Here is a 26,756-nt window from a genome sequence, read left to right as displayed (position 1 = left end):
TGATTCCCGTGCCGGTCCTCTTCTCCTTACAGGTTCATGCCTGCAAGTTCATGGTTCAGCCGATGGTGTTGTCCCAGCCGTCCACATGGCGTGCGTGACGCGAGCGGACGAACACGCAACCCGCGCCCGCCACGGCCATGATCGCCATCACCGTCAACGGAAGCATCGCATCCGAACCCGTCGAGGCCAGCCCGTCGGCCACCGCGTCGCCGGCCACGGCAAGCGCCCGCCGGGCCTGCTCGGCCTGCGCCTGCTTGGCGGCGAGCTCACGGTTCGCCTTGTCAACGTATCCTGCGCATCCTTCCTGGCCTGTTCGGCGGCCTGCACGCGTTTGGCCGCCGCCAACGCCGCGTCGGCCTGGATCTTCGCCGCAGACGCCGAATCGTAGCGGGCCTGCGCATCCGTGACCGCCGCGTCCGCCTCATCCAACGCGGTGCGGGCGGCCGCAAGCCTCGTGTTCGCAGCCGTCAACGCGTTCTCCGCGTCCTGCAATCGTTGCGGCGCGTTCGTATACCAGTCCAGACGGGACTGCGCGTCCGCCAGATCCGACTCCGCGGCCGTCAACGCGTTCTCGGCGTCCGCCACGGCCGTATCCGCCTCGTCCAACGCCGTCTGCTTGGCCGTGAGCGTGACATCCGCCTGCATGTCCGCCGTCCTGGCCGCATCCAGTTCGGATTGCGCCTCGCGTCGTGCCTGTTCCGTCTGCGCGAGACGGGACTCGGCCTGGGTCTTCGCCGATTGGGCGGCGGCCAGACGGTTCTGCGCGGCCTGAAGACCGGCCTTGTCCGCGACAGCCTGATCGTACGCCGCCTTCGCCTGGCCGGCGTTCGCCTGGGCCGACTCCGCCGCCGATCGTGCGCTCTCGTACGCGTCCGACTTGGTCTGGGCCGTCCGTCGGGCGTCCGCCACGGCCGTGTTCGCCTCGTCCAACGCCGTCTGCTTGGCGGCCGCGTCCGCCTTCGCATCCGACAGGGCGGTGTTCTTCCCGTCCAGGGCGGCGACCGCGTCATCGTACGCCTGCTGTGCTCGGCGCAATGATTCCGCCTTCGCGGCCGCGTCCAGCCGGGCCGTCTGCAACGCGGCGGCCGTGCGCTGGGCCGTCTGTTCGAGGGACGCCAACGCGTCGGCCGCGGTCCGCGCGTCCTGCGCCGCCCGGCGCGCCTGCGTCAACGCGGCCTGGTAGGCGGCGGGCGCGTTCTCCAATCCCGACCTGTAATCCTTGATCTGCCGGCGGTATTCGGCGACGGACACGGCCGTGTCCGACGAATACGCGAAGTTGTGCGCGTTGACCGTACCGTCGCCCTTGTGCGCGCCGGTCGTGTGCGCGAAACCGGACGCGGTCATGTTCGGGTTGATGATGTTCAGATAGTGGCCGACCTGATTGTAGAGCGTCGGGTTCACGTAGTATAGGCCGCCGTTGTACTTGTATTGTTCGAGCGACGGATCCCTGGCGACGGCCGCGTCCCACACGGCCTTCTCCTGGTCGTACCAGCCCGCCCACGGATTCGGCATGCCCGCGGACAGGTTCTGCCCTCCCGAATAGTACGTGTGCACGATCGTGCCCATCTCGTTGACCATGTACCGGTTGTAGTCGGACGCCAATTGGGCGAGAGCGGTCTGCTCGTCGTCCACCGTCCACTCCGGCAGACCCAGGCTCGCCCGGATCCGGTTGCCCTGATCCAGCAGGTCCAACGCGGCGAGCATGTTGTCCAACGTGGTCGCCGAACCCGAGCCGTTGAGCGTCAGCCAGTCCCTGTTCTCCGGGTCCTTGAGCTCGTCCTGCAGCGTCTTCGCCGCCCCGCTCGCCCCCTTCGACTCGAAGAAGCCGAGCGAACCCTTCGCCAATTGGCTGGCGGCCGTGTTCGCGACCTGTTTCGCCGCGTCCGCCTTCGCCTGCGCGTCCGCCGCCGTCCGGGCCTTCGCCGCCGCGTCCGCCTGGCCGGCCGTCTTCGCGGCGTCGGCCTGATCCTTGGCCGACTGGGCGGCGCGGACCGCCGCGTCCGCCGACTGGGAGGCCTGCTTCGCGGCCTGCAACGCGGCGCGCAGTTCACTCAGATCCGCGTCCTGCGCGTCCTGAAGACGCTGCACCAGCGCGTCCGCCTGCTCTTTCGCCGTCTGCGCCTCGGATTGCGCATCCTGGGCTTGGGACAGTGCCTGGGCGGCCGCGTCCGCGTCCTGTTTCGCCGCGTCCGCCGCCGACTGCTTCACGTCCGCGTCCGCCCGGGCCTGGTCCCACACGGTCTTCGCCGCGTCCGGATCCGCCTTGTCCGCCTTGTCGATGTCCGCTTGCGCGTCCCGTGCGTCCGCATCCGCCCTGTCGATGTCCGTCTGCGCCTGGGACTTGGCCGTGGCGGCCGCGTCCGTCTTCGCCTGCGCGTCTGCCACAGCCTGTTCGGATTGGGTCTTCGCCGCCTGCGCCGCGTCACGGTCCGCCTGCGCCTGAGACTGCGCCTGCTGCGCGTCCTCAAGCACCTGCGTGGCCTTGTCGATGCGCTCCGCGGCGGCGGTCATGTCCTGCTGCGCCTGGCTGATCCCGGCGGCCGCGTTCGCCGCGTCATCGGCCGCCTGGTCGAGGGCCGTCTGGGCCGTCTGCTGGCCCGCCGTCGCCTGGTCGAGCGTGTCCTGCGCCTGGGCGCGATTCGCCTCCGCCGACTGGAGGCTGGCCTGCGCCTGATCCAACTGGACGCCCGCCTGGGTGGCGTTCGCCTGCGCGTCCGTCACGCCCTGGTTCGCGGCCTCAAGCGCGGACCGTCTGGCTTGGGCGGCGGACTCGTTGGCCTTCGCGACCGCGTCCGCCGCGGCCTGTCCCGTGTCCGTGGCTGTATCCGCCGCCATGGCCGTGTTCGGCGCGAGCAGCGTGGCGCCTGCCAGCACGGCCGCCGTGACGGCCATCGTCTTCTTCTTCGATGACATGAGATGAACCTCCCTCAACCCTCGATTGCCGGTTTCATACCGGAATCGTGCATGTCGTTTCCGAAAACGGGAGCTACCCTGAGTTGAACCGTCTTCATTGACGACAGGCGTATTTATGAATATTAGAGATAGACAGTAAATCTCACTGCCAGTCAGCCATCATATGAAATGCAAAGATCAAGATGAGTAGCATTGCGGTTTGATGACCATGGCGTGCATTGCAGATCGAGATATAAAGGGGCATGATTCGAAGAGCCACTGACACAGGTTCCATACCGCGACGCGACGCGCCGATATACAATTCGTCGTACCGCTAGAAAACGTTGAAATTCCGCCTATTTTAGGTCTTTTGAACTTACGGAGCAATGCTGGTGTAATGCGTTTTTTTTCGAATCGTGTACCCTATGGGCGAGTACGGCGCAATGCAATGACGCCGACCGTAGAGGGCATACGACGAAAGGACCATAATGGCTCAGGATTATGATTCCCCCCGCAACAAGGACGAGGACGAGGAATCGCTGCAGGCGCTGGGGAAGTCCACGCAGAACTCCTCGAGCGACATCGATGACGATGAGAACGCCATTGCCGAGGATTATGAGCTGCCGGGTGCAGATCTGAGCAACGAAGACTCTTCGGTGACCGTCATTCCGATGCAGGGTGACGAGTTCGTCTGCTCGCAGTGTTTCTTGGTCAAGCACCGTAGCCAGCTCGCCTATACAGACGAGGATGGCCAGCCGGTGTGTGAGGAGTGCGCCGCCTGATGGCGTTCGACGAAACCTACAACGAGCCCGAATCCACTGAAGTTCTGGTCAAGTCTTTGGACCCGGAGCACCCGGCGCAGTTGCATTATGCGCATGCCGGTGATGCCGGTGCCGACCTGATCACCACTGTCGATGTGACGCTGAAACCGTTTGAACGGGCCTTGGTCCCTACCGGTGTGGCCATCGCTCTGCCGGCGGGCTATGTGGCGTTGGTTCATCCGCGTTCCGGTTTGGCGGTTAAACAGGGGGTCACTGTGCTCAACGCGCCGGGAACCGTCGATGCGGGCTACCGTGGCGAGATCAAGGTACCGCTGATTAATCTCGATCCCGAACATACTGTTGTTTTCCATCCGGGCGATCGTATTGCTCAGCTTGTGATTCAGCGGTATGTCGAGGCGCGATTCGTGCCGGCTGAGATTCTGCCGGGCTCCGACCGTGCCGAACGCGGCTTCGGCTCGACCGGCGTGGCATCCTGACTGTTTGTATTCTCGATGGTCTGCACCATGGCTTGCATGGTGCAGACCATCGGCTATCTGCGGTCGGTTATCGGTTCAGGAATCGTGTATGTCGTGTATGAATTGTGCCGAGTGTCGGACATAAGCTCGGTGTTCGAAAAGAAGCGGGCATGAGTTCAAGTGACTGCGTATCGCGGTTACAATGTTTGCAAGACGAGGGAGGTGTCTGGTATGTCGGAGATTGATGGCGAGCAGTACGCCGCCCGTAAGCTGGGTTGTGAGATCAGTGCTGATCCGCTCAATCCACTGGAGCCAATTAAGAAGGTGTGTCAGGTTCATCACCCCGATGAGGATCTATCCATTCTTGACCGCGCCTATCGTCGTGCAGTGATTCAACATTCCACGCAACGTCGCAAATCAGGTGAGCCGTACATCATTCATCCGCTGGCCGTCTCTCAGATACTTGCCGATTTGGGTATGGGGCCGGTAGTAGTGGCGGCTGGCTTGTTGCACGATACGGTGGAGGATACCGATTACACGCTTGAGCAGTGCCGTGCCGAATTCGGGGACACGGTGGCCGGTCTGGTCGATGGCGTGACTAAGCTCAGTCAGCTGGAAGTAGGGGATTCCGCTCAGGCGGAGACCATCCGTAAACTGGTCGTGGCCATGAGCCGGGACGTGCGCACTTTGGTGGTTAAGCTGGCTGATCGCGTGCACAACGCTCGTACTTGGCGTTATGTGAAAACCTCATCTGCGCAGAAGAAGGCGCGTGAAACCCTCGATGTATATGCGCCATTGGCCAACCGGCTTGGTATGAATGCCATTAAAACCGAGCTGGAAGAGCTGAGCTTCAAAGTCCTATATCCGAAAATCTACAATGAAATTGTAGTGTTGGTGGCACGTCGTGCCGGTCAACGTGACGTGTATCTCAAGCAGATTCTGGCCGAAATCAATGAGGATCTCGACGAGCAACATATCAGCGCGTATGTGACCGGACGTCCGAAGGACTATTTTTCCATTTACCAGAAGATGATCGTGCGCGGTCATGATTTCGCGAACATCTACGATTTGGTGGGCGTGCGCATCATCGTCGATTCCATTCAGGACTGCTATGCGGCACTTGGTGCCGTCCATGCGCGATGGAATCCGGTGCCGGGCCGATTCAAAGATTACATCGCCATGCCCAAGCTCAACATGTACCAGTCGTTGCACACTACGGTGGTGGGACCTGGCGGTAAGCCGGTCGAAATCCAAATTCGTACGTGGGACATGCATCGTCGTGCCGAGTTCGGCATTGCTGCGCATTGGAAATATAAGGAGAATGGCCAGGCCGGACGTGCGCTCTCTTCTCCCGACAAGGCTGATCGCAAGCGTGACGCCGGTCATCAGGAGCTTTCCGAGGCTGACAATCTCAAGTGGATTCAGCAACTGGCCGACTGGACCAGCGAAACCCCGGATTCCAATGAATTCCTCGGTTCGTTGAAAGAGGATTTGGGGTCCGCCGAAGTCTACGTGTTCACGCCGAAAGGCAAGATCGTGTCTCTTCCGGCAAGAGCCACACCGGTGGATTTCGCATATGCCGTACACACCGAAGTCGGCCATCGTACGATGGGCGCGCGTGTCAATGGTCGATTAGTGCCGTTGGATACCATGCTCGACAATGGCGACACAGTGGAGATCCTGACCTCGAAGTCGGACACCGCCGGTCCCTCGCGCGACTGGTTGAGCTTCGTGAAAAGCCCGAAAGCTCGTAATAAGATTCGCCAGTGGTTCTCTAAGGAGCGTCGTACCGAAGCCATTGAGGAAGGTCGTGACGAGCTGACGCGCGCCATGCGCAAGCGGAATCTGCCCATCAATGCGTTGCTCACTCCCGAAGCTTTGGTCGGTGTGGCCGACGATCTGAATTTCCCGAACGCGGATGCGGTGTTCGCCGCCATCGGCGACGGTCAGGTTTCCACGCAGAACGTCATTTCGCATCTGGTCAAGGATGCCGGTGCCGACGAGGTGGATGAAGAGGTGGAGCAGGAGGTTCTGCCGCTCAAACCGGTGGAACGTAAGACCTCCAGTAGCTCGACTGGCGTGTCCGTCAAAGGCGTGGGAGATGTGTGGATCAAACTCGCCCGCTGCTGCATGCCGGTACCGGGAGACAAGATCATCGGCTTCATCACCCGCAATCAGGGCGTGTCCGTGCATCGCACCGACTGCCAGAACATGATCGAGCTGAAAAGCAAACAGCCCGAGCGTGTTGTTGAGGTCGAGTGGACCAGCACCAAGGGTCTGTTCATGGTCAAGATTCAGGTCGAGGCGTTGGATCGCCGCAATCTGTTGTCCGACGTGACGCGTGTGCTTTCCGATCATGGAGTGAACATCATCTCCGGTACGATTGCCACCGGTTCCGATCGTGTGGCTACCAGCCAGTTCAGCTTCGAAATGGCTGATCCACAGCACCTCAATACATTGCTGGCTGCCGTTCGCAAAATCGAAGGAGTCTTTGACGTTTACCGCATCACCGGTGCCAAGGAATCCGCTGAGCCGCGTCTGCGCAAGATGAAGTAAGCTCTGCCTTTCTGCAAGAAGAGGTAATAGACAAAACAACAGGAGAGCCGCTTGACTGCAAATCATAGATGCAGTCAAGCGGCTCTCCTTCTTTGATTGACGGCCGGATATGTTCTTCTATCGAGCTTCGATTACTCGGCCACATCGATGGACAGAATCACAGCCGGTTCAAGCGGACGATCCATCGGATCGGTGGCGACCGCTTCCAAGGCGTCCACTACCTTCTTGGAGGCATCATCCGCGACCTCGCCGAAAATGGTGTGGTGGCCATCCAGCCACGGGGTCGGCACGGTCGTGATGAAGAACTGGGAGCCATTGGTGCCGTGAATCTGACCATCACGCCCGCGACGCAGACCGGCATTGGCCATGGCCAGCAGGTACGGGCGATCAAACTTCAGGCTCGGGTCGATCTCATCATCGAACTCATAGCCCGGACCGCCGGTGCCGGTGCCGAGCGGGCAACCGCCTTGAATCATGAAGTCCTTGATGATGCGATGGAAGGTCAGGCCGTTGTAGAACTTGCCGTGGGAAGGCTGGCCGGTGTACGGATCCGCCCACTCTTTCTCTCCGGTGGCGAGGCCAAGGAAATTGGCGACGGTGTTCGGAGCCTTGTCGTCGAACAGGTTGATGGTGATGCTACCTTCAGAGGTGTTCATAGTAATAGTGCTCATAGTGTCCCAGTCTCTCATTGCCCCATGTCAAAGCTGGCCGCCGGGATTGGCAACCGGTGTCGTAGCGGACACAGGACGATATCGATATCCATTGACTATCGCGGCATGCGGCAGAAGATATGACGGTAAATCGCTAATCCGTTAATGAATGGTCGTAACACCAGTGCCGCTTGCCTCACCGGTATTGGACGAGGTCCCGGAGCTTGAACTCGAACCATTGGAAGAGCCGGTTGAACTGGACGAACCGGAAGAGTTTGAACCGCCGGTGCTGCCGGTGCCGCCGGAGGTGGAACTGTTGGTTTCCGAGTCCGTGCTGCTGTCAGAGGACGAATCCGATGAGCCCGAGGAGCTTTCGGTTTTGTTTGACGTGCTGCCGCTGTTGGTGCCTGAGTTCGTGTCCGTCGTACCGCTGGAATCGCTGTTGCCTGTAGATGTACTTGAATCATTGGAAGTATTGGTGTCGGATGATGTCGAAGAGTCCGAGCCGGTGCTCCCGGTGTTGCCAGATGTGGAATCCTGCGACGCGCTGTTGCCGCTCTGGTTCAGATCGTCGCTGGAGGAATTGGGCGTAACGGTTTGCGTGTCGGTATCCGTTTGCGTTGGCGTGGTGACGGTCGGAGTACTCCAGTCGCGTACGACGTGATCCGTGCCCTGGCCGCGGGTGACCAGCATAATGATGCCCGCGGTTAGAGCAACGGCGAGCAAGCCAGACACCAGGGTCACAATGACGGCTGTACGCGTCGTGTTGCGCGGCTTGCGTTTCTTGCGGAGCTCGTTGACCGAATACGTGTGTCCCTGCGTTCGATTGGACACTATTTCGCGAGGCTTCCGTACAGACAACGATTCGACGGCCAACGCGGCGCGTGCGTCAATGTCGTCGGATTCCGCTGTATCTGATGAGGAAGTGACTTGTCGTCCTTCTTCGTGAGTGTTACCGGCATCGGCGGAGCTGACGGAATCATGCTCCTCGCGTGGCCGGTCCGTCGGCGTCGGGCTCGCATCCTCATCGTCACTGCTGTCATGCTCGTCATCATTTGAAACCGACTGGAATTTCTCGGTAGAGGCAGTGATCACGTTCTTGTAGATATTCGTGGCCACAGAGGAGATGATGTAGCTGGCTGCCGCGCCGATTACCGAACCGGCAATGCCGATATGCGCTGCCAGCAGAAACGAGGTGACAGCCGCAAGGGTGCCTGCCACGATCGAGGAAAGGGAAAGACCTTGGAAAAACTTCTTCACACCCACGAACCTATACGGTTGGGCTCCAAGGTTCCTGAAGGCTCGATGAATATAACGGAATGCTTACACGAGACCTTCAAAATCTTCACAACCGGGCAGTAACGGTCGGTTGCCTGGTCACTCGGCAACCGTCGCTCAGTTACGATGCAACGAATGCTTGGACGGTCTGATCACCGACATGAGCACAGCTGCGAAAATCAGTGCGAAGCCCACCAACGAACTCCATATGATGCGTTCGCCCCAGAACAAGGCGGAGAAGGACACGGCAAACAGACTTTCCGTGCACATGATGATCGAGGCTTGTGAGGCCGGTACATGGGCCAAGCCGATATTCTGCATGATCTGCGCACTCATCGTGGCGCCGAGGAACAGGTACAGTACGCTGGCGATCACCGAGGGGGCCAGCCAGCCGGCATTCGGTGCCGGCTCGGTGAACACCGCGCCGACCAGAAACAGCACGCCCGCAACGGCAAACTGCACAAACGTTACGGCTATCGGATCAAAACGTTTGGTATATACGCCAAGGCACGTCAGATTGAATGAGAAGATGATTGCGGTGGCGATGGTCAGCCAGTCGCCTATGCTCAACGACAAGGACCCGCCGGGTTTGAGCGACACGAAACCCACGCCGATCAAACAGATCACGCCCGCCACCAGATTGATGATCTTAGGTCGTGTTTTCGAGACGATCCACGTGGCGAACGGCGTCAATACACAGTAGGCGGCAGTCAGGAACGCGCTGCGTCCCGGTTCGATAGTCTGCAGGCCGATGGTTTGCGTAACCATCGTGCCCCAGTAGGTGAGTCCCACCACCAATGCCGGAATAATGATTTTCGGCGTCAGATACGGCACGATGTGCTTATGAAACAATGCCAGCATGCATAGGCAGGCACCGGTCATGCGCAGGGTCATCAGCCATTGGGGCGCAATCGCCTCCATGGCAAATTTTGCTAGAAGATAGCTCCCTCCCCACAATGCAGCACATGCGAGCAGCATAAGACGTGCCAGATTCGGGGGGAATGAACGGGACCAGCGGCTGCGCAGCTTACTGAAACGTTCGACCATACCCATAATGCACCCCGGCCTTGCTCCTTGTCGTTCCGCACATAGATTACGGGTACGGCCGGCCAAAATTGAAGACAAGGAGGTGGCGAGTGTCTGTCATCGGCGGAAGTGGTGTTTTTTGCTGTGAAAGGGTGATGCATGAGATATATGCCGGATAATGCCGGCCAAAGCAACGGAGACAAGAGCATAAGGTGAGGTTACTCACAGCGAACATGCGGGCGGATGGAGCGCATATTCGCTAATCTTATATAGGTATCAATTTGTCAAGAAAGGACTTGCCATGGCAGTCATTACCCCTGAAATCAAGGAATTCGTGGCCAACAACCTCGGCTTTGTCTCCACCATTTCCCAGGACGGCGAGTTGGATCTCGGTCCGAAGATGTCCCTGTTCGTACTGGACGACACCCACATCGCCTACCACGAGCGTACCGCAGGCCAGACTTACGAGAACCTGAAGAACGGGTCCCCGCTGGTCGTTGCCTTCGCCAATCTGGAGAAGAAGCAGGGCTACCGCTTCCGTGGCACTGTGACCTTGCACACCGATGACGACATCTACGAGGCGCAGGTCAAGGTAGCTGAGGAGAAGGGCACCAAGAAGCCGGCCGTGATTCCAGTACTCGAAGTCACCGAGATTCAGAATCTGGCCTCTGGCCCGAACGCCGGTAAGACCATCGTCAAGGATTGATTGTTTCGCAGCTCTACATGCAGCTGTAATCTGTGAAGCCGCTTCGCCGCACTTGGCGGAGCGGCTTTTTTTATGTGGTTTCAGGCCTTTCTCGTGGCGATGATGATATGGTGTCCATACGCATCGGTGGTGGCGAACAGATAGGCGTCGCCGCCATCTTTGAGTTTCAGCTTTTTTCGTAACGCGGCAACGGACATCGGGAAGTTGCGCACGGCGATATTGGCATGAGTAAGCCCTGAAATCGTATGTTTCAACTCTTTTTTATTCAAACTTCCCACTGCGGTGATAGCGAACGATCGGCCGGGGAAATCATCAACACGTTGTCTGCCAACGAACAGATGACTGTTTGGCGCAATCATGGAAACCGGAAAACGCTGTTCGATAACATCGAAGCATCCTGCTTTCATGATCGAGGCGTTAGGCTCATAAAGATAGCTGGCTTTCGGAACATCGGCGATGGTTTCTTGTTCATGCTGTCCTCGGCTACCGACGTCAATGGTTTCGTCGTTCATTGCACGATACTCCAATGCTTGATCGTCATTGACGCATACGACGCGAGGCTTATTGCAAATGCCACGTTTCAGCACCAGTAGCAGATCCTTGCATTCGTTGCCGACGGATACGATGTGCACCTCATGCACCGAACCGGCAAAATCGGCCACGGTCTTATGCCAATCCAACATAGGGGAGAGTTTGACCATAACCAAAGGCGCTTTGGCGAGAAGCTGACTTTTCAATGCCAATACATCCGGAGTGCAGTCGGCTATCGCATACGTACGCGAACCATGACTATCGCGGCGGGCCGGATCAAGGAAAAACATCGAAGCGGAATCGATGCGATTCAACACTTCGATGGAATCTTTGTTGACGATCCGCGTCGAACCGAGACCGAGCAACGGGAGATTATGCCGTGCGATTTCGCATAGGTTCGACTGGCGTTCCACATAAACGGCGTTATCAAACACAGGTGCCATATAGGAGCAATCCACACCGAAACCGCCGGTTAGATCGACGAGAGTGGTGGGCGATAGATCGCCAAAACTATTTGACCAATCGGGATTTGTCTCGGCACCGGTGATTTGGGCCTCAATGGGCGTCCCGGGCGCATCCATGCCGATGGGCGCATGTCTGATCTCTTCCATCAGTCGGCTTGCCAATTGTGCTTTGTAGCGTGCCGTGAACTGGGAGGAGCACTGCTCCATCGGCACCTGGGGCGGGTAGATCAACCTATCACGCGCGGCCCAGTTAGGAAGCTTTACACAAGCCCGCTGCCATCCGGAAATCTGCTCCAAAGCAAATGGCACATCAACGGCAGCATCAGGCTTGGCATGCAATGCCAGCTCACGCACATCGTCATGGCGATGCTCGGCAATAAACGTCCACGTCTGTTCGTTAATCTCCACGTACGCCATTGTAGAGGAGCAGGACCGTCACGCGGCAACGCCGACGTTGAACGGCAGCCGGATCGCCGAGGGAACCGTTTGTATGTTCGCGTGACGAACGAAGGGCGCGCGCACATACAAAGGTTCGAACCGGGAAAACCGTTTGTATGTTCGCGGGGTGGTGGTCAATCGCGCGCACATACAAACGATTTGGTCTCCAAGGGTTGTGATGAGATGAAAGAATAACGGGTAAGGAGACCACATGATCGATGAAGTGGTGATGTTGCGTCACGGGCGCACGGCATACAATCTCGCGCACCGGCTGCAAGGCCAGATCGACGTGCCGCTGGACATCGTCGGCCAATGGCAGGCCGACCAAAGCGGATATGCGCTCGCCAGTCAGTTCTATTGGGCGAAAGTCAGTGCATGCGCCGCGCATCCCGAACTGATCGCGCAGCCACCGGCGAGCGCGGCCGAACGCACTGATCTTGGCCAATACCGTGAAGCTCCGGCGGCCGCACGTCGCATGGTGGTCATTTCCTCCGATCTCTTCCGTGCGCAGCAGACAGCGCATGCATTCGCTGATCTGCTTGGCCTTGACGTCATTCTGGACGAACGGTTGCGTGAACGGAGTTTCGGCCAATGGGAAGGATTGACCCGGGAAGAAATCAAGTCCATAGACGCGGCGGCCTACGCTTCATGGAAGCAGCACACCGGGGGAGAGACCCGTTACGGTGTGGAAAGTCGGGCCCATGTGGGGCAACGTGGTGCCAAAGCGGTCCGGGAGTTGATTGAGGATCCTCGCTATGCGGGCACGACGCCCACAACGATGATGTTGGTCGGTCATGGTTCATGGATTACCGCCACTATTACGAGACTGCTTGACTTGAACCCAGATGGCATGAACGCACTCGGAGGCATGCGCAACGCCTGCTGGTGCCGGCTCAAAGTGCGTCACACCGTCAATGGCCGTGACGTCGACGAGCCCCTGTTCGAACTGCAGGAATACAACACGGCGCCTCCCATCGCGAACAATGCAGACTGGGAGAACGGTCCCGCCGAGCTTCGTGGTCCGTCAATACCGGATTGGCAACCTATCGTCTGGTGATCTGTGGCCATGGATTTCATGGGCTTTGAAATGGTCTTGAAATCATGGTGAGAACGCCCGTGCAATTCCCGTAAAACTACGTGGGCGAGCCGTTTGAAGATGTCGGTTTCGCCATAAGTTCGCCCGGTGGGTCTAGACTAATTTCGGTTTTAGACCGTACAGCGATAGAACACTGGAAAGCGCGAAAGGCGGGTGAAAACATCATGCTGAGAATCTTCAGCTCGATCAACGGCCAAGTGGAGCAGATCGAAAAACCGGAAAACGGCGCATGGCTATGTCTCAGCGAACCCACCGATGTGGAGCTCGCCACCGTCGCCTCCCAGACCGGCATCGACCTGGCAGATCTGCGTGCCCCGTTGGATGACGAGGAACGTTCACGTGTGGACGTCGAGGATGATTATACGATGATCATCGTGGATATCCCCACCGTGGAGGAGCGCGGTGGGCGCGACTGGTACGAGACCATCCCGTTGTCGATCATCCTGACTGAAAACCTCATCATCACCGTCTGCATGCAAGACACGCCCGTGCTCCACCCCTTCATGGAAGGTACGATTCGTGGATTCAACACGTATATGCGCTCACGATTCATCCTGCAGGTCCTCTATCGCAACGCCACCATGTACTTGCGTTACCTGCGCATCATCGATCGGGAGAGCGACAAGCTCGAATTGAAGCTGCGCCACTCGATGCAGAATCGTGAGATCGTAATGCTCATGGAACTGTCCAAAACATTGGTGTATTTCACCACATCACTGAAATCAAACGAAATCGTGATGGAAAAACTCACCACGCTGCAGCGCATCAAGAAATACCCAGACGATGAAGACCTGCTCGATGACGTCATCACCGAAAACAAGCAGGCTATTGAGATGGCCAACATCTACAGCGGCGTTCTTGCGAACATGACCGATGCGTTCGCTTCGATCGTGTCCAACAACCTGAACAACGTGATGCGCATCTTCACCATCATCTCCATCACGCTTTCGATTCCCACACTGATCTTCTCCATGTACGGCATGAATTTCCAGGAAGGCATGCTCGGTATGCCTCTGAGCGATAAATCATGGGGATTCTTGGCGATCATCCTTATTTCCATAGCGCTTTCGGTGGCTGTGACATGGTTCCTCACCCGTTCGCGTATGTTCAAGTGATGCACGCCGATGCCTAAGTGTTTTCGTCGTGCAAGCCGCCTGCGTATCCGTCTAGCCGCTGCGGTGACGGCGATACTGGTCTATGCTCCGGCGCTCGTCGGCTGCGGCCATGTGCAGGTCAGTACGGTGTCCGGCGCGCCAGAGGGCCCCACCATCGCCATTGGCGTGGCGGCCGATGAACCGGCAATCGGCGCATGGCACGATGGCGAATACGAAGGTTTCGATGTGACGGTCGCCAAATATGTGGCTGCCAAACTCGGGTATGCGAACAAGCAGATCATCTTCAAGCAGGTACGTCCGGAAACCCGATTCGCCATGCTGGATGATGGCCAGGTGGACATGGTCGTGGCATCTTGGCCGGTAACCGATGAGTCTATGAGCCAAGTCGACTTCGCGGGACCATACCTGCAGACAGGGGTGGGATTGCTGGTCCGCGTCGATGACCGTGACAAGTTCATCGGGGGCGATGATGATGTGAGCGGTGACTTATCAGCTGTTGGCCGCGACCTCTCTGATCGCATTATATGCGCAGTAAAGGGCGATGAAACCGTTGCGTTGTTTCATGCCAACCATCCCGAAGCGACTGTGCAGCCCCGAAGCAGCTACGCGCAATGCGTCACGGCATTGCAGGTGGGCTCGGCGGATGCCATCGTTGCCGATTCTGCTGTGCTGTCCGGCCTGAGATCGGCTAACGGGCCGCAGTATATGACGGTGCTCGAAGATCGGGGTGCTGTGCGATACGGCATCGCGGTAGGGAAAGGCGATTCGCAACTTGCCGAGGAAATAGCCGAAGCGTTGCAGAACATGGTTCACGATGGTGGTCTGACGGCGGCACAGGATGAGCTCCGTCACAACACCGGACTTGAAACAACGACAGGCGACAATCCTCAGGCCATCGTCTCGGATGCTGACTCGACCACCGAGTGACGGCAATAGCGTGTCCAGTTGCGCGGCTACTTTGCTTGTTTATGAGTGACAACGAGAAGAGCACGCAAACCGAAGAGCCCAGCTTCCGCTACAACGCCGCACTGGCGCAGGATATCGAAAACAAATGGCAGCAGTACTGGGACGAGCATGGCACCTTCTGGGCGGCCAACGTCAATGGTGATCTGAAAGACGGTAACGGTCGCAACGCCGAAGGTCGTACCGCCTATTTCGCCATGGATATGTTCCCCTACCCGTCCGGCAAAGGCCTGCACGTCGGCCATCCGCTCGGCTACCTGGCTTCCGATGTGGTGAGCCGCTATCACCGTATGAAGGGTGAAAACGTGCTGCACGCCATGGGCTATGACGCTTTCGGCCTGCCTGCGGAGCAATACGCCGTGCAGACCGGCCAGCATCCGCGCGTGACCACCGAGGCGAATATCGCCAACATGTCCCGTCAGCTGCACCGCATGGGCCTGAGCTTTGACAACCGCCGTACCTTCGCCACCATCGACCCTGGCTACGTGCGTTGGACTCAGTGGATCTTCTCGCGTATCTACGAATCTTGGTATGACGATGAGGCCATCAACCCGTCCGGTACCAAGGGCTCCGCACGCCCGATCAGCGAGCTCGTCGCCAAATTCGAATCCGGCGAGAAAGCCATTCCCGGCCACGAACACGATGGCAAGGCTTGGGGTGATTTGACCGAAGCCGAGCAGCAGGACATCCTGAACGACTTCCGTCTGGCCTACATCTCCAAGTCCCCGGTCAACTGGTGCCCGGGCCTGGGCACCGTGTTGGCCAACGAAGAGGTCACCGCCGAAGGCAAGTCCGAGCGTGGTAACTTCCCGGTCTTCCAGCGTGAACTTCGTCAGTGGTCGATGCGCATCACTAAGTACGGCCACCGCCTCATCGAGGATCTGAACGGCATCAACTGGCCCGAAAAGGTCAAGATCATGCAACGCAACTGGATTGGTGAGTCCCATGGCGCATCCGTGCACTTCGAGGTGCCCACCACCGACGGCGTCAAGGACATGGAAATCTACACCACCCGTCCCGACACCCTGTTTGGCACCACGTTCGCTGTGGTCTCCCCGGAACATGATTTGCTCCAGTACGTACCTGCGGAATGGCCGGCTGACGTGCCGGAAGACTGGAAGGGCGGCTACGCCACTCCGGCCGAAGGCATGAAGGCTTACCGTATCGCCGCTGAATCCAAGACCGCGAAGGATCGTGTGGATGAAGCCGGTGAGAAGACCGGCTTGTTCACCGGCCTGTATGCCATCAACCCGATCACTGGTGTGAAGCTGCCGCTGTTCACCGCCGACTATGTGCTCATGGATTACGGCACCGGCGCCATCATGGCCGTGCCGGGCGGCGATCAGCGTGATTACGATTTCGCTGTCAAGTTCGGTCTGCCGGTCATCTACACCGTCCAGCCGTTGCCGGAATCCGGCGATTCGCTGGACAACTATGAGGGCAAGGCACCGTTCGTCTCTCATGACGGCATCGTGATCAATTCCGCTGTGGATGCCACCAAGGCCAAAGGTGATGTTCTGAACCTCAACGGTCTGCGGGTGGACGATGCCATTGCCAAGGTGAACGCGTGGCTTGAATCCGCAGGTGTCGGCAAGGGCACCGTGTCCTACCGTCTGCGTGACTGGCTGTTCTCCCGTCAGCGTTACTGGGGCGAACCTTTCCCGATCGTCTACGGTGAGGACGGCACCCCGCACCTGCTGCCGGACTCCGCGCTACCGATCAACCTGCCGGATGTGCCGGACTACGAGCCGCGTACTTTCGACCCGATGGACGCCGAATCCAACCCGGAGGCTCCACTGAGCCGCAACGAGGACTGGGTCAAGGTCACGCTCGACTTGGGCGACGGTCCGAAGACCTACTACCGTGACACCAACACCATGCCGAACTGGGCCGGTTCCTGCTGGTACTACATGCGTTACATCGATCCGACCGACACGGCCCACATGGTCGAAAAGGATGAATTCGACTACTGGATGGGTCCGAACCACAACAAGTACTCCGGTGACGAAGGTGGTGTGGACCTGTATATCGGCGGCGTGGAGCATGCCGTGCTGCACCTGCTCTACTCTCGCTTCTGGCACAAGATCCTCTTCGATCTGGGCTATGTGGACTCTGCCGAGCCGTTCCACAAGCTGTTCAACCAAGGCATGATTCAGGCCTACGCGTACACCGACGATCGCGGCCAGTACGTGCCGGCCGATGAGGTTGTGGAAGGCCCGGCCGATGCCTCCGGCGAGCCGACGTTCACCTGGAACGGCGAACACGCCAACCGTGAATTCGGCAAGATGGGCAAATCCCTCAAGAACATTGTGACCCCGGACTATATGTACGAGAACTACGGTGCTGACACGTTCCGTCTGTACGAAATGAGCATGGGCCCGCTGGACGAGTCCCGTCCGTGGAACACGCGCAACGTGGTGGGTGGCATGCGCTTCCTGCAGCGTCTGTGGCGTAACGTGATCGACGAGACCACTGGCGAGGCGCATGTGACCGAGGATGCTCCGGATGAGAAGACCCTGAAGCTCCTCAACAACACGATCGCCGAGGTGACCGAAGAAATGGAGGGCATGCGCCCGAATACCGCCATCGCCAAGCTCATCGTGCTCAACAACCACCTGACCTCGCTGAAGGCTGTGCCGCGTGCCGCTGTAGAGCCGTTGATCCTCATGCTCGCCCCGATCGCCCCGCATATCTGCGAGGAGATGTGGTCCAAGCTCGGCCATAACGAATCCCTGTCCGCAGCCGATTGGCCGGTGGCCGACGAGCGCTACGTGGGCCACGATACCGTGACCGCCGTAGTGCAGATCAAGGGCAAGGTCCGTGCCAAGCTTGAAGTACCAGTCGATATTGACCCGGCCGAATTGGAGAAGATGGCTCTGGAAGCCGTAGCCGAACGTCTTGGCGGCAAGGAGCCGCGCAAGGTGATCGTCAAGGCACCGAAGATCGTTTCCATCGTGCCGGCTGAATAAGCTTCGGCCAAACCTGAGCTGCATTCCGGCATCGAGATGACTGATACGGGCCAGCTCAACACTGACACGCATCAGTGTGGATAAGTTCATAAGCTGGAACCACATACCTCATTCCGGCTAGACAAAACGCCCATACACCCCTCAATTTGGAGTGTATGGGCGTTTTTCATCTCTTCACCGGCGGCCGTTCGACTCAATCCGTCCGCGTGACGCATGCAGCGGCACGACTCGACGCACTGTCAGGTCGTATGCAAACTCATCGAAACGAGAACCAGACCGCTCCGCCCGGCTCAAAACCTCATCGTCATTCGATGGAGGACGGCTCCATACGCATCAGTGCGCATAGCGCACACCGCGTACCATTGCCTTCCCGAAAGCAATCATCAAGGATGATTGATCCACAACGATCCATTCGGCCAGAACAGGATGCGAAATCGGCGTTTTCTGGCCGACAATCGCTTTCCGCACTGATCGGCGTGCGGCCAGCCGATACTGTGGACGAAACAGCACGGCGTAACAGGGATAAGCCGCGGCTCACATTCGCCATCAATCATGCGCTGGTGGTGATACTGCTGCTGGTCGCTTCGCTTGGCGTAAGTCTGACACTTCTGGCGCAACAGGCGATGAACCTTTCCGTTCTGTCATCCGACGGCAATACGGTACAGGCTTCCGGTGAAAACGATGATGGCAACGACAGCAGCGATAACAACGATGATGGTGACGACAATTCGGTGGCAGCCGAACGACACGACGATGTGCAAAACGGTGACGCCGACCAAACAGGCCAGACATTAGACGAGGATGCAACCCCGGCACAGCAGGATGGACGTATCGATCTCAACACCGCCACATCCGAACAATTGCAGACTATCAAAGGCATCGGTCCGGTTACCGCAGAACGCATTTTGGAACATCGTAAGGCCATCGGACGATTCGGCTCCGTGGATCAGCTCCTTGATGTGAAAGGTATCGGATCCAAAACACTGGAGAAAATTCGCGGACAGGTAACAGTGCGCTGAGGAGGAATGATGGATTGGATGCTACGCGAACAGGGAAGCCGTGACTGGCGGCTTCTGCCGGTGGCGTTGACTTTATGGTCTGCGAGTCTTTCCGCCCATCTTGCTTTCGACGAGTGGAGCACAGCGGCTCAGCCCGAGACCGCGAAGACTGCGATAAACAATGCGATATCTACTTCCGCCACCGCATTGACACATGTGATGACGGCGATTGCCATCATCTTGTCAGTAGTGCTGATAATGGCAATGCGATTGAGAACACGCTGGATGGGCACAGTGGCGGTATGTCTTGCTGTGGCGTGTATCGGCGGCATTACCGCCATTGCGGCGGATAGCGTGGCATGGCGTGATTCGGCTTCGGTATGGGCCAGGAACCATGGCACTCTTACACAAGTACGAGCCACCGTTATTGCGCCGATGGTAGCCTCCGACCGGCGTGAATACGCTTGCCAAGCGGATGTGAGGCTCAACGGCATCAGTACGGACACGGCCATTCCCTCCGCCCGCAGTGAACAGGTCAAGCCAACAATGCAGCGATCTTCCGCCCAAGCGCGTGTCTATATGCCAGCGCAACACTGTTCGATAATCCATAGGGGAGCGGTCTACCATTTGAGCGGAACCTTGCAGGAGTCCGAATACGGTCGCATGCCGTTATGGCTGTTGGTGGAAGACGGCTCGGCGGTTGCACAAGTCGAAGAACCGCCATGGTATCGCGCAACAATAGAACATATGCAGCAGTCGTTCTTCCATGCTACCGAACGACTTTCCGATCAAGGCCGAATATTGGTCCCCGGTCTTACCATGGGTGTGCTCGGGCAGGATTACGTAGGCGTGGCAGACGCTCCGGCATATGAAACCTCGTCTAACATGCCGACGACGAGTCACACGAATGCCATCAATGAGACTTACTCCAGTACATTGGAAGAACGATTCCAACGCTCCGGCATTATGCATCTCATGGCAGTCTCCGGCGGACATTTCGTACTGCTTGCCGATATGGTACGCAGGACGTGTATGAGATTGCTGCTCACACGAAGCGTCAGTGCCATGCTGATGGCATGCTCATACGTGTTGCTCGCATTGTTGATGTTTCCGGGTGATTCGGTTACCCGAGCCCTCATCATGGGATTGCTGGGTATTGCGGCATATGGCATAGGGCGACGCTCGCAATCGGTAAGCGCCCTCAGCTGGACGGTGATCATCGTTCTCATAGTCAACCCCGACATGTCACGAAGCTACGGATTCGCGCTTTCCTCGGCCGCGGTAATCGGCATTGTGCTATTCGCCAAGCCTTTGAGTGACGCGTTTCACCGACTGCTGCCGAAGCCGATTGCACAGATGACGGCAATGACCATGGGAGCACAGATTTTCACACTGCCTATTCAGATACTGATGGAACCCGAGTTGCCGTTACTGTCCATACCTGCAAACCTGCTGGTTTCGCCATTCGTAGGCTTCGCCACCTTAACCGGGCTCATGGCACTATTCTGCGCATGGTGTGCACCATGGTTGGCGGGCCTATTCGCATGGATCGCATCGTTGGGTACGCTCATCATGGAACAAGTGGCGATGCTGATCGGAGCCAGCGATTGGGCTGTGCTGCCTTGGCCGGACGGAGTGAGCGGAGCCGTACTGATGCTGGCGGCGGAAGGCGGCCTCGCGGCGCTCGCTGTATTCACGGTTCGTGTCGTCCGGCGGTGCGGTCAGGAAGATGCTGATGCGGATTTGCCTGGCCGGCATTTCGGTTCAACCCGTCGTCTTCGCATGATGCTTTGGTGGCGGGAGACGCGTCGGCTGCTCAATCCAGACACGGACGGTCGTTGAGCCGATACTTCCTGCGTTTGTATCGCTCCTGCCCGTTGAAGGCATCGTGCAGAACTTACGGGAGTGAGTCGTGACGGCCGCGAGTCTTTCACATCGGACGCTACAGTGGAGCGTGACAGTCGGCCAGTCAAAGGAGCAGGTCATGAAGTTCTCGCGCAAATATCAGTACAATCCGATCGTCGAACCGTTCGCCCTGTCGCATGTGCATGTCGTCATGGCAGACGCGGCCGGTAGCGTGCGCAACAACATGACCATTCTAGTGGGGGCGAACGGACGCATCGAACAAATCGCGCCCAGTATCGAAACCAGCATTCCCGAGGAATACCACTATCTTGACGGTACCGGAAAAACCGTAATGCCAGGCCTGATTAATCTTCATACACACCTGTTTGCGCAAGGTAAACCACTTAATCCGCGTCTCGCCACGCCTCAAGGACAGCGCATGGTTTCCAAGTTCGTGCATTCGCCGCTCGGCAAGCCTTATCTGGATACGTTGGTCAAAACCAATGCCATGACGTTACTGGAATCCGGCGTCACCACGATTCGTACGCTCGGCGACGTGGGCTATGAGGTGACAGCTCTGAGAGATCGCATCAAGGCGGGGGAGATGCCAGGACCTCGTATTCTGTCTTCCGGGCCGTTGCTGGCGATCCCGGAAGGCCATGGCGCACCGTTGATAGCTTTGACTAGCGCCACGCCGCAGGAGGCGCGTGCAACAGCGGCAGCCAATATCGCACACGGTGTGAACGTGATCAAGATTGCGGCAACCGGCGGCGTGACCGATGCACAGAAGATAGGCGAGGCCGGCAGTCCACAAATGAGCGTGGAACAGATGCGCGCCATTTGCGACGAAGCACACTCGCACGGCATCATCGTAGCCGCGCACGCGCAAAGTCCGGAAGGCGTACGTCGTGCGCTGAGCGCCGGCGTAGACACCATCGAACATGGCAGCATACTGGACGATGAGCTGATTGCGTTGTTCCGTCATAATCCGAATGCTCTGCGTGGCTATTGCGCGCTGGTGCCGACATTATCCGCCGGATTGCCGCTTACGATGATCGAACAAGACATAACCGGTATTACGGATATCCAACTGGAAAACTCCAAAGCCGTGGTGGAAGGCATGGTGGCCGGTGCCAAACAAGCTCATGAAGCCGGTCTGGTCATCGGTGTCGGAACCGACACAGGCATGACCTTCGTGCCGCAATATGCCACATGGCGTGAGCTGGAACTGTTGGTGCGATTCGCTGGATTCACGCCTCAGGAGGCGATACACGCCGTCACGCAAGTAAATGCGCGCGTGCTCGGCATTGACGACATAACCGGTTCGTTGAAGGTCGGCAAATTCGCTGATTTTGTGGTACTCAATGACGATCCATACAGGAACCTGCACACACTGAATCATCCGGTTTGGGTGGTCGCCGCCGGCCACCCCGTCTGGCGGCCCAGCCCCCAGCATTTCCCTGAAATCGACACTCTACTGGATGAAGCCTATGACTGACCCAGGGTTGCTTATGTGACGCTGGCATTCCTGCTTGCAGTTTGGTCATCACCCACGTGCAATGCGATTGCAGACATAGCTTGTCCAAGCTGTGTGGGGAGATGGACGCATGGCCAGATCAGCAGCGAACGTACCGGTAACGGTGGTGCCCGGGGGAGATGCATACCTCAACAATGAACGCGTCAAGGAGCTGTGCGCCAAAGCGCTCAAAGCCAGACCGGACGCCGAACTCATCGAACTGGACGCCACCGGTGCCGACCAGTACGCCTTCGACGAAGCCGTAAGCCCATCCTTGCTATCGGACGTGGCTGTAGTCAAACTGGTCAACCTGCAGAATGCGGACGACAAGCTTGCCGAAGCAGTCGTGGCCTATACGAAGGAGGCCATCAAAAATCCAGCCAACTCCAGTGTGGTGATCTGTCAACACGAGGGTGGCGCAAAAGGCAAGCGCATACTTGACCAGTTGGTCAAGGCCGGCGCTCACAAGGAAGACGTTCCCGATCTGAAGAAACCGGATGCGCAGCTCAACTTTGCCATCGCGCAGTTCGAACAACGCGGACGTCGCATCGAACCGATGGCGGCGCAGCAGCTCGTTTCCGTACTCGGAGGCAAAACCGGAGAACTGGCTGCAATGTGTGAGCAGCTGTGCTTTGACTTCGACGACAATCCGATCGGTTTGGAGCGAGTAAACCAGTATCTGACGGCCAACCCGCAGGTCACCGGTTTTGCCGTGGCGGACAAAGCCGTAGAAGGACACACCGCCGAAGCCATCGTGATGATGCGCGCCGCCGTGGAACAAGGCACTGATCCAATAGCGTTGATTGGTGCGCTCGCCATGAAACTCAGGACGATAGCCAAGGCGTCCGCAGTGAGGTCAGGAGCCATTTCGCAGGCTGAGGCGAAGACGAATCCATGGGTGCTGAAAAATGCTATGCGTCAACTTGGGGGATGGACTTCTGCAGGACTCGCACATTGCATACGGATGCTGGCATGGGCGGATGAACAAAGCAAATCGAACGGCGGAGATCCGATGTATGCGCTGGAACGGTGCATTGAAGACATCGGTCGTAAAGGTCGTTAGTGGTGACGTGAAAGACGTCGCCATCCTTGATGTGAAGAAGACGGAAAAGAACGGGAAAGAGAGAAGAGACAATGGGCGCGAAGAACATCACGGTGCCGGTACTGACCGGAGAGAACATGCAGGAGCTGGGCCGTCAGGTGGCGCAACGGGTTCGAGGAGGCGACGTGCTGCTGCTCTCCGGGCCGCTCGGCGCGGGCAAGACTACGTTCGCACAGGGATTTGGTGCAGGACTTGATATTACTGAACCTATCGTGTCGCCCACCTTCACCATTGCTCGTGAACTTGATGGACGATTCGCAGACGGCACCCCCGTGCATTTGGTGCACGTGGACGCCTACCGTCTCGGTGGTGTGTCCTATGCGCCTGGACAGGACGCAGTCGGTCGGCTGTTGGATGAACTAGAGTCGCTAGGACTGGACGAGGAACTGGAGGATCCCGGCGAACACACCGTGGTACTCATGGAATGGGGCGAGCAGATGGCTGCAGCATTGGCCCCGGAACGGTTGGAGATTCACATCGACCGCCCGCTGAAGGACGCTCAAATTATGGATGCGAGCGGCGAACTCACCGGTGATGGCGAACGTAGCGTGACATTCGTGCCGGTGGGAGAACGCTGGGATTCGTTCGCACTCTGATTCCTAGAGAGTTGGTTGTAGACTCGTAAGGGTTTTTCGCGGCCGATGGCCGATGTGACGCAGGAGGATTGCATGGTGACGCATACGCTGGTGATTGACACCTCATTCGGTTCCACGGTCGGCGTGACCGGGCATGAACCCATTGTGGAAACCGATTCGCGTACCCATGTGGAAAAGCTGCAAGGCAACATCGCCCGTGCTATGACCGATGCCGGTCTCAAGCCCTCCGACTTGGATGAGATCGTGGTGGGCGTCGGCCCTGCGCCGTTCACCGGCTTGCGCGCCGGTATCGTGGCAGCCAAGGCGTTGGCGTTCGCCACCGGTGCGAAGCTGCTTGGCCAGAACGTGCTTGAACCGCAGGCGCAGTGGAACCTTATCCGCCGTGGTAAGGCGGACGCACTTGAGAGCCCCCAAACCTTCCATGTGCTCACGCTCGCCATCAATGACGCTCGACGCAAGCAGTTGTACTTCGAACTTTGCCCGAGCCCAGTCGCAGACAAGGGCACAGACGAGACGGACGTCGCCAAGCCGCTGATCGGCATGGACATTGACTACCCGGCCTTCATCGTCGAACGAGTCAATCAGGCAGTGCGCGCATATCGTGCGACCGTCGAAGGCGACGTGGTGGTCGACGTAATTGGTCACGGTGCCCAAAAATACGCGGCCGAGCTAGGCGGCATCGAATCGGTCGGCGACATCATCGACGATTCCGTGCTTGACCAGGGGAAACAGGGACTCAGCATTTTCGCCGCCGAAGCGGAACTCAATCACAAGAAATCGCCGGACACTCTGATCGAACCGTTGTATCTGCGCCGTCCGGACGCCGAAGTGCCGGCCCCGCTTAAGCATGTGCTTGGTCATGATGGTGTGGAGCGTAACGCCTGATGATCGTCGATGTAAACAAATTCGACCGCGAGGAAGCCGTTGCCGCCATGCGAGCGCTGGAGGTCGAACTTTTCGGCAACCATGCGTGGAGCGAGACGTCTGTACGTGAGGAACTTACTGGGCCGGACAGAACGTACGTGTTCGACGTTATTGGCGATGGCGTTGATGATGCCATTGACGCTGGCATTGGCTCTATACGCGGATTCGCCGGTTACTGGTACGACGGCGAAGATGCCGAAATCATGGATGTAGGAGTCGGGCGCGTCCATCAACGCCAAGGGATTGCCCGGGCATTGATGGAAACCCTCATCGAACGAGCCAAGATCCAAGGCGCACGACGCATGCTACTGGAAGTCAGCGTAATCAATGAACCGGCCATCGCTTTGTACCGAGGGCTCGGATTCGAACGAATCGGCGTGCGCAAACGCTATTACCAGCCTGAAGGTATCGATGCCTACGTTATGGCATTGGATCTTGAACCACGCATCATCGGCTTTCAACGAGCAGACATTGGCGCGGATGACGTTGCGGACAAGACCGGGCCGGACAACGACAGTGCAGACGAGCACAAGACCGAACATACAGCCGAACATACAGAACAGAACGGTAAGGAATCATGAGCGAACCAATCGTACTGGGAATCGAATCCACCTGTGATGAAACCGCGGCGGCAATTGTGCAGGGGCGTACGCTACTCTCCAACGTCGTAGCCTCCTCCATGGAGGAACACGCGCGATACGGTGGCGTGATCCCTGAAATCGCTTCTCGCGCTCATGCCGAGGCATTCGTACCATGCGTCTCCAAAGCGCTCGCCGATGCGAATATGACTCTTGCCGACGTGGATGCCATCGCCGTCTCCGCCGGCCCCGGACTCGCCGGCTGCCTCGCTGTGGGCGTCTCCGGTGCCAAGGCCCTCGCATGGGCATCCGGCAAGCCCCTGTACGGTATCAACCATGTAATCGGGCATATCGCGGTTACGCAATTGCAGTTCGGCGCTTTCCCGCCAGACACACTGGCTTTGATTGTTTCCGGCGGCCATACGTCATTGTTGCATGTGGAAGATATGCCCCGCAAGATTGACGTAGTGGGCACCACATTGGATGATGCTGCGGGGGAGTGTTTCGATAAGGTTGCACGTTTGCTCGGTTTTCCCTATCCGGGTGGCCCTCATATTGATCGCCATGCACAACACGGTGATTCGCATGCCATCCGCGTGCCCCAAGGCCTGACTCAGGGTAAGGCCGGTGCCGCCCACCCCTACGACTTCAGCTTCTCCGGCGTCAAGACCGCCGTGGCGCGCTGGGTGGAAAGCGAACAGGCTGCTGGTCGCGAAATCCCTGTAAACGATGTATGTGCCTCCTTGGCCGACTCCGTGGCAACCGTGCTCGCCCGCAAGGCCATGCGCGGCTGCGAACAATACGATTCCAACACGCTTATCGTGGGTGGTGGCTTCTCCGCCAATTCGCAACTCAGGGCCAAGCTCTTGGAATATGGTGAGAAGTACGGCGTGGAGGTGCGCATTCCACAAATCAAACTCTGCACGGACAATGGTGCCATGGTGGCCATGCTCGGCGTGAACCTCGTGGAGGTCGGCGTGGCACCCAGCGCTCCCGATTTCGCCATCGATTCGGCTATGCCTCTGACCAAGGTGAGTATGTAGGGAGGTTCTTTGCGGGATTGCGGCGGTGCCGGTTGTAAGCGTGCCATACCGCGTAATTTCGCGCGACATGCCCTGAATACACGTAATTTGCTTTTTCCTGCGAGATAGGTAATATATATGACTTGTGCGCGAGAGGAATCTTGCGCATGAGGAAATATTCCTGCGTAGCTCAGTTGGCAGAGCATCCGACTGTTAATCGGACGGTCACTGGTTCAAGCCCAGTCGCAGGAGCT

At 58.1% G+C, this 26,756-nt stretch carries 21 protein-coding genes and 1 tRNA gene; 17 read left to right on the top strand and 5 right to left on the bottom strand.

The features are described 5' to 3' along the window. Window positions 1-153: 153 nt before the first annotated feature. On the bottom strand, window positions 154-2,913 hold the full coding sequence (locus CUU80_RS02965) for a CAP domain-containing protein (protein ID WP_100495863.1): 2,760 nt from the start codon (window positions 2,911-2,913) through the stop codon (window positions 154-156). A 467-nt stretch (window positions 2,914-3,380) separates the two neighbouring features. On the opposite strand from CUU80_RS02965, the gene CUU80_RS02960 reads away from it, so the two are divergent. The 3 genes from CUU80_RS02960 (at window position 3,381) to CUU80_RS02950 (ending at window position 6,685) form a co-directional block, all read left to right on the top strand. Continuing rightward, a complete protein-coding gene (locus CUU80_RS02960) occupies window positions 3,381-3,674 on the top strand; it encodes a DUF4193 domain-containing protein (RefSeq protein ID WP_100495862.1) in 294 nt (97 codons plus the stop codon). After that, complete coding sequence (gene dut, locus CUU80_RS02955; RefSeq protein ID WP_100495861.1) at window positions 3,674-4,150, top strand: dUTP diphosphatase; 477 nt, start codon at window positions 3,674-3,676, stop codon at window positions 4,148-4,150. The genes CUU80_RS02960 and dut overlap by 1 nt, the downstream gene beginning before the upstream one ends. Before the next feature lie 210 nt (window positions 4,151-4,360). Then, window positions 4,361-6,685 (top strand): RelA/SpoT family protein, encoded by a 2,325-nt coding sequence (locus CUU80_RS02950; RefSeq protein ID WP_100495860.1) that lies wholly within the window; start codon window positions 4,361-4,363, stop codon window positions 6,683-6,685. Window positions 6,686-6,816: 131 nt separating this feature from the next. Here the strand turns inward: CUU80_RS02950 and CUU80_RS02945 are convergent, their stop codons facing one another. The 3 genes from CUU80_RS02945 to CUU80_RS02935 all read right to left on the bottom strand — a co-directional run bounded on the left by CUU80_RS02945 (window position 6,817) and on the right by CUU80_RS02935 (window position 9,666). After that, the gene (locus CUU80_RS02945) at window positions 6,817-7,356 is read right to left on the bottom strand and encodes a peptidylprolyl isomerase (protein WP_100495859.1); all 540 of its coding nucleotides are present in this window, start codon (window positions 7,354-7,356) and stop codon (window positions 6,817-6,819) included. Between the two features lie 141 nt (window positions 7,357-7,497). Beyond that, complete coding sequence (locus tag CUU80_RS02940; protein WP_100495959.1) at window positions 7,498-8,595, bottom strand: hypothetical protein; 1,098 nt, start codon at window positions 8,593-8,595, stop codon at window positions 7,498-7,500. Between the two features lie 135 nt (window positions 8,596-8,730). Continuing rightward, window positions 8,731-9,666: a DMT family transporter gene (locus CUU80_RS02935; protein WP_100495858.1), complete on the bottom strand. Its 936-nt coding sequence runs from the start codon at window positions 9,664-9,666 to the stop codon at window positions 8,731-8,733. Between the two features lie 274 nt (window positions 9,667-9,940). Between CUU80_RS02935 and CUU80_RS02930 the strand changes: the two genes are divergently transcribed. Then, the gene (locus CUU80_RS02930; RefSeq protein ID WP_100495857.1) at window positions 9,941-10,345 is read left to right on the top strand and encodes a pyridoxamine 5'-phosphate oxidase family protein; all 405 of its coding nucleotides are present in this window, start codon (window positions 9,941-9,943) and stop codon (window positions 10,343-10,345) included. Between the two features lie 80 nt (window positions 10,346-10,425). Here the strand turns inward: CUU80_RS02930 and CUU80_RS02925 are convergent, their stop codons facing one another. Further along, complete coding sequence (locus CUU80_RS02925) at window positions 10,426-11,748, bottom strand: THUMP-like domain-containing protein (protein ID WP_100495856.1); 1,323 nt, start codon at window positions 11,746-11,748, stop codon at window positions 10,426-10,428. A gap of 241 nt (window positions 11,749-11,989) precedes the next feature. On the opposite strand from CUU80_RS02925, the gene CUU80_RS02920 reads away from it, so the two are divergent. The 13 genes from CUU80_RS02920 to CUU80_RS02860 all read left to right on the top strand — a co-directional run bounded on the left by CUU80_RS02920 (window position 11,990) and on the right by CUU80_RS02860 (window position 26,754). Further along, the gene (locus CUU80_RS02920; protein WP_100495855.1) at window positions 11,990-12,835 is read left to right on the top strand and encodes a histidine phosphatase family protein; all 846 of its coding nucleotides are present in this window, start codon (window positions 11,990-11,992) and stop codon (window positions 12,833-12,835) included. A 203-nt stretch (window positions 12,836-13,038) separates the two neighbouring features. After that, entirely contained in the window at window positions 13,039-13,989 is a 951-nt protein-coding gene (locus tag CUU80_RS02915; protein WP_100495854.1) for a magnesium transporter CorA family protein, read from the top strand. A gap of 9 nt (window positions 13,990-13,998) precedes the next feature. After that, complete coding sequence (locus tag CUU80_RS02910) at window positions 13,999-14,916, top strand: transporter substrate-binding domain-containing protein (protein WP_100495853.1); 918 nt, start codon at window positions 13,999-14,001, stop codon at window positions 14,914-14,916. 41 nt (window positions 14,917-14,957) lie between these two features. Further along, window positions 14,958-17,921: a leucine--tRNA ligase gene (leuS, locus tag CUU80_RS02905; protein WP_100495852.1), complete on the top strand. Its 2,964-nt coding sequence runs from the start codon at window positions 14,958-14,960 to the stop codon at window positions 17,919-17,921. Window positions 17,922-18,310: 389 nt separating this feature from the next. Continuing rightward, window positions 18,311-18,940, top strand: a complete 630-nt coding sequence (locus tag CUU80_RS02900) for a ComEA family DNA-binding protein (protein WP_100495851.1) — start codon at window positions 18,311-18,313, stop codon at window positions 18,938-18,940. Between the two features lie 6 nt (window positions 18,941-18,946). Next, window positions 18,947-20,761: a ComEC/Rec2 family competence protein gene (locus CUU80_RS02895; RefSeq protein ID WP_243388605.1), complete on the top strand. Its 1,815-nt coding sequence runs from the start codon at window positions 18,947-18,949 to the stop codon at window positions 20,759-20,761. Window positions 20,762-20,903: 142 nt separating this feature from the next. Then, window positions 20,904-22,262 carry a metal-dependent hydrolase family protein gene (locus CUU80_RS02890; RefSeq protein WP_100495849.1) on the top strand — a complete coding sequence of 453 codons (1,359 nt, stop codon included), beginning with the start codon at window positions 20,904-20,906 and terminating at the stop codon, window positions 22,260-22,262. A gap of 109 nt (window positions 22,263-22,371) precedes the next feature. Further along, entirely contained in the window at window positions 22,372-23,343 is a 972-nt protein-coding gene (holA, locus tag CUU80_RS02885; protein ID WP_100495848.1) for a DNA polymerase III subunit delta, read from the top strand. Between the two features lie 71 nt (window positions 23,344-23,414). Next, window positions 23,415-23,978: a tRNA (adenosine(37)-N6)-threonylcarbamoyltransferase complex ATPase subunit type 1 TsaE gene (tsaE, locus tag CUU80_RS02880; protein WP_100495847.1), complete on the top strand. Its 564-nt coding sequence runs from the start codon at window positions 23,415-23,417 to the stop codon at window positions 23,976-23,978. A gap of 72 nt (window positions 23,979-24,050) precedes the next feature. After that, window positions 24,051-24,863, top strand: a complete 813-nt coding sequence (tsaB, locus tag CUU80_RS02875) for a tRNA (adenosine(37)-N6)-threonylcarbamoyltransferase complex dimerization subunit type 1 TsaB (RefSeq protein ID WP_100495958.1) — start codon at window positions 24,051-24,053, stop codon at window positions 24,861-24,863. Continuing rightward, entirely contained in the window at window positions 24,863-25,483 is a 621-nt protein-coding gene (gene rimI, locus CUU80_RS02870; protein ID WP_100495846.1) for a ribosomal protein S18-alanine N-acetyltransferase, read from the top strand. Before tsaB ends, rimI begins: the two co-directional genes overlap by 1 nt. Further along, window positions 25,480-26,523, top strand: coding sequence for a tRNA (adenosine(37)-N6)-threonylcarbamoyltransferase complex transferase subunit TsaD (tsaD, locus tag CUU80_RS02865; RefSeq protein ID WP_100495845.1), 1,044 nt, complete (start codon window positions 25,480-25,482; stop codon window positions 26,521-26,523). The genes rimI and tsaD overlap by 4 nt, the downstream gene beginning before the upstream one ends. Before the next feature lie 158 nt (window positions 26,524-26,681). Continuing rightward, a tRNA-Asn gene (locus CUU80_RS02860) sits at window positions 26,682-26,754 on the top strand. Window positions 26,755-26,756 lie beyond the last annotated feature (2 nt).

Source organism: Bifidobacterium scaligerum (assembly GCF_002802865.1).
In the GTDB taxonomy this organism is placed as follows: Bacteria; Actinomycetota; Actinomycetes; order Actinomycetales; family Bifidobacteriaceae; genus Bifidobacterium; species Bifidobacterium scaligerum.
The sequence above is the reverse complement of the archived record's forward strand: the minus strand, read 5'-3'. Positions and strand labels throughout refer to the sequence as shown.

What these genes read in the sequence shown, in the direction of transcription:
- CUU80_RS02965 (WP_100495863.1), bottom strand. Translation starts at nt 2,913, where the DNA reads ATGTCATCGAAGAAGAAGACGATGGCCGTCACGGCGGCCGTGCTGGCA.
- CUU80_RS02960 (WP_100495862.1), top strand. Translation starts at nt 3,381, where the DNA reads ATGGCTCAGGATTATGATTCCCCCCGCAACAAGGACGAGGACGAGGAA.
- dut (WP_100495861.1), top strand. Translation starts at nt 3,674, where the DNA reads ATGGCGTTCGACGAAACCTACAACGAGCCCGAATCCACTGAAGTTCTG.
- CUU80_RS02950 (WP_100495860.1), top strand. Translation starts at nt 4,361, where the DNA reads ATGTCGGAGATTGATGGCGAGCAGTACGCCGCCCGTAAGCTGGGTTGT.
- CUU80_RS02945 (WP_100495859.1), bottom strand. Translation starts at nt 7,356, where the DNA reads ATGAGCACTATTACTATGAACACCTCTGAAGGTAGCATCACCATCAAC.
- CUU80_RS02935 (WP_100495858.1), bottom strand. Translation starts at nt 9,666, where the DNA reads ATGGGTATGGTCGAACGTTTCAGTAAGCTGCGCAGCCGCTGGTCCCGT.
- CUU80_RS02930 (WP_100495857.1), top strand. Translation starts at nt 9,941, where the DNA reads ATGGCAGTCATTACCCCTGAAATCAAGGAATTCGTGGCCAACAACCTC.
- CUU80_RS02920 (WP_100495855.1), top strand. Translation starts at nt 11,990, where the DNA reads ATGATCGATGAAGTGGTGATGTTGCGTCACGGGCGCACGGCATACAAT.
- CUU80_RS02915 (WP_100495854.1), top strand. Translation starts at nt 13,039, where the DNA reads ATGCTGAGAATCTTCAGCTCGATCAACGGCCAAGTGGAGCAGATCGAA.
- CUU80_RS02910 (WP_100495853.1), top strand. Translation starts at nt 13,999, where the DNA reads ATGCCTAAGTGTTTTCGTCGTGCAAGCCGCCTGCGTATCCGTCTAGCC.
- leuS (WP_100495852.1), top strand. Translation starts at nt 14,958, where the DNA reads ATGAGTGACAACGAGAAGAGCACGCAAACCGAAGAGCCCAGCTTCCGC.
- CUU80_RS02900 (WP_100495851.1), top strand. Translation starts at nt 18,311, where the DNA reads ATGATTGATCCACAACGATCCATTCGGCCAGAACAGGATGCGAAATCG.
- CUU80_RS02895 (WP_243388605.1), top strand. Translation starts at nt 18,947, where the DNA reads ATGATGGATTGGATGCTACGCGAACAGGGAAGCCGTGACTGGCGGCTT.
- CUU80_RS02890 (WP_100495849.1), top strand. Translation starts at nt 20,904, where the DNA reads ATGAAGTTCTCGCGCAAATATCAGTACAATCCGATCGTCGAACCGTTC.
- holA (WP_100495848.1), top strand. Translation starts at nt 22,372, where the DNA reads ATGGCCAGATCAGCAGCGAACGTACCGGTAACGGTGGTGCCCGGGGGA.
- tsaE (WP_100495847.1), top strand. Translation starts at nt 23,415, where the DNA reads ATGGGCGCGAAGAACATCACGGTGCCGGTACTGACCGGAGAGAACATG.
- tsaB (WP_100495958.1), top strand. Translation starts at nt 24,051, where the DNA reads ATGGTGACGCATACGCTGGTGATTGACACCTCATTCGGTTCCACGGTC.
- rimI (WP_100495846.1), top strand. Translation starts at nt 24,863, where the DNA reads ATGATCGTCGATGTAAACAAATTCGACCGCGAGGAAGCCGTTGCCGCC.
- tsaD (WP_100495845.1), top strand. Translation starts at nt 25,480, where the DNA reads ATGAGCGAACCAATCGTACTGGGAATCGAATCCACCTGTGATGAAACC.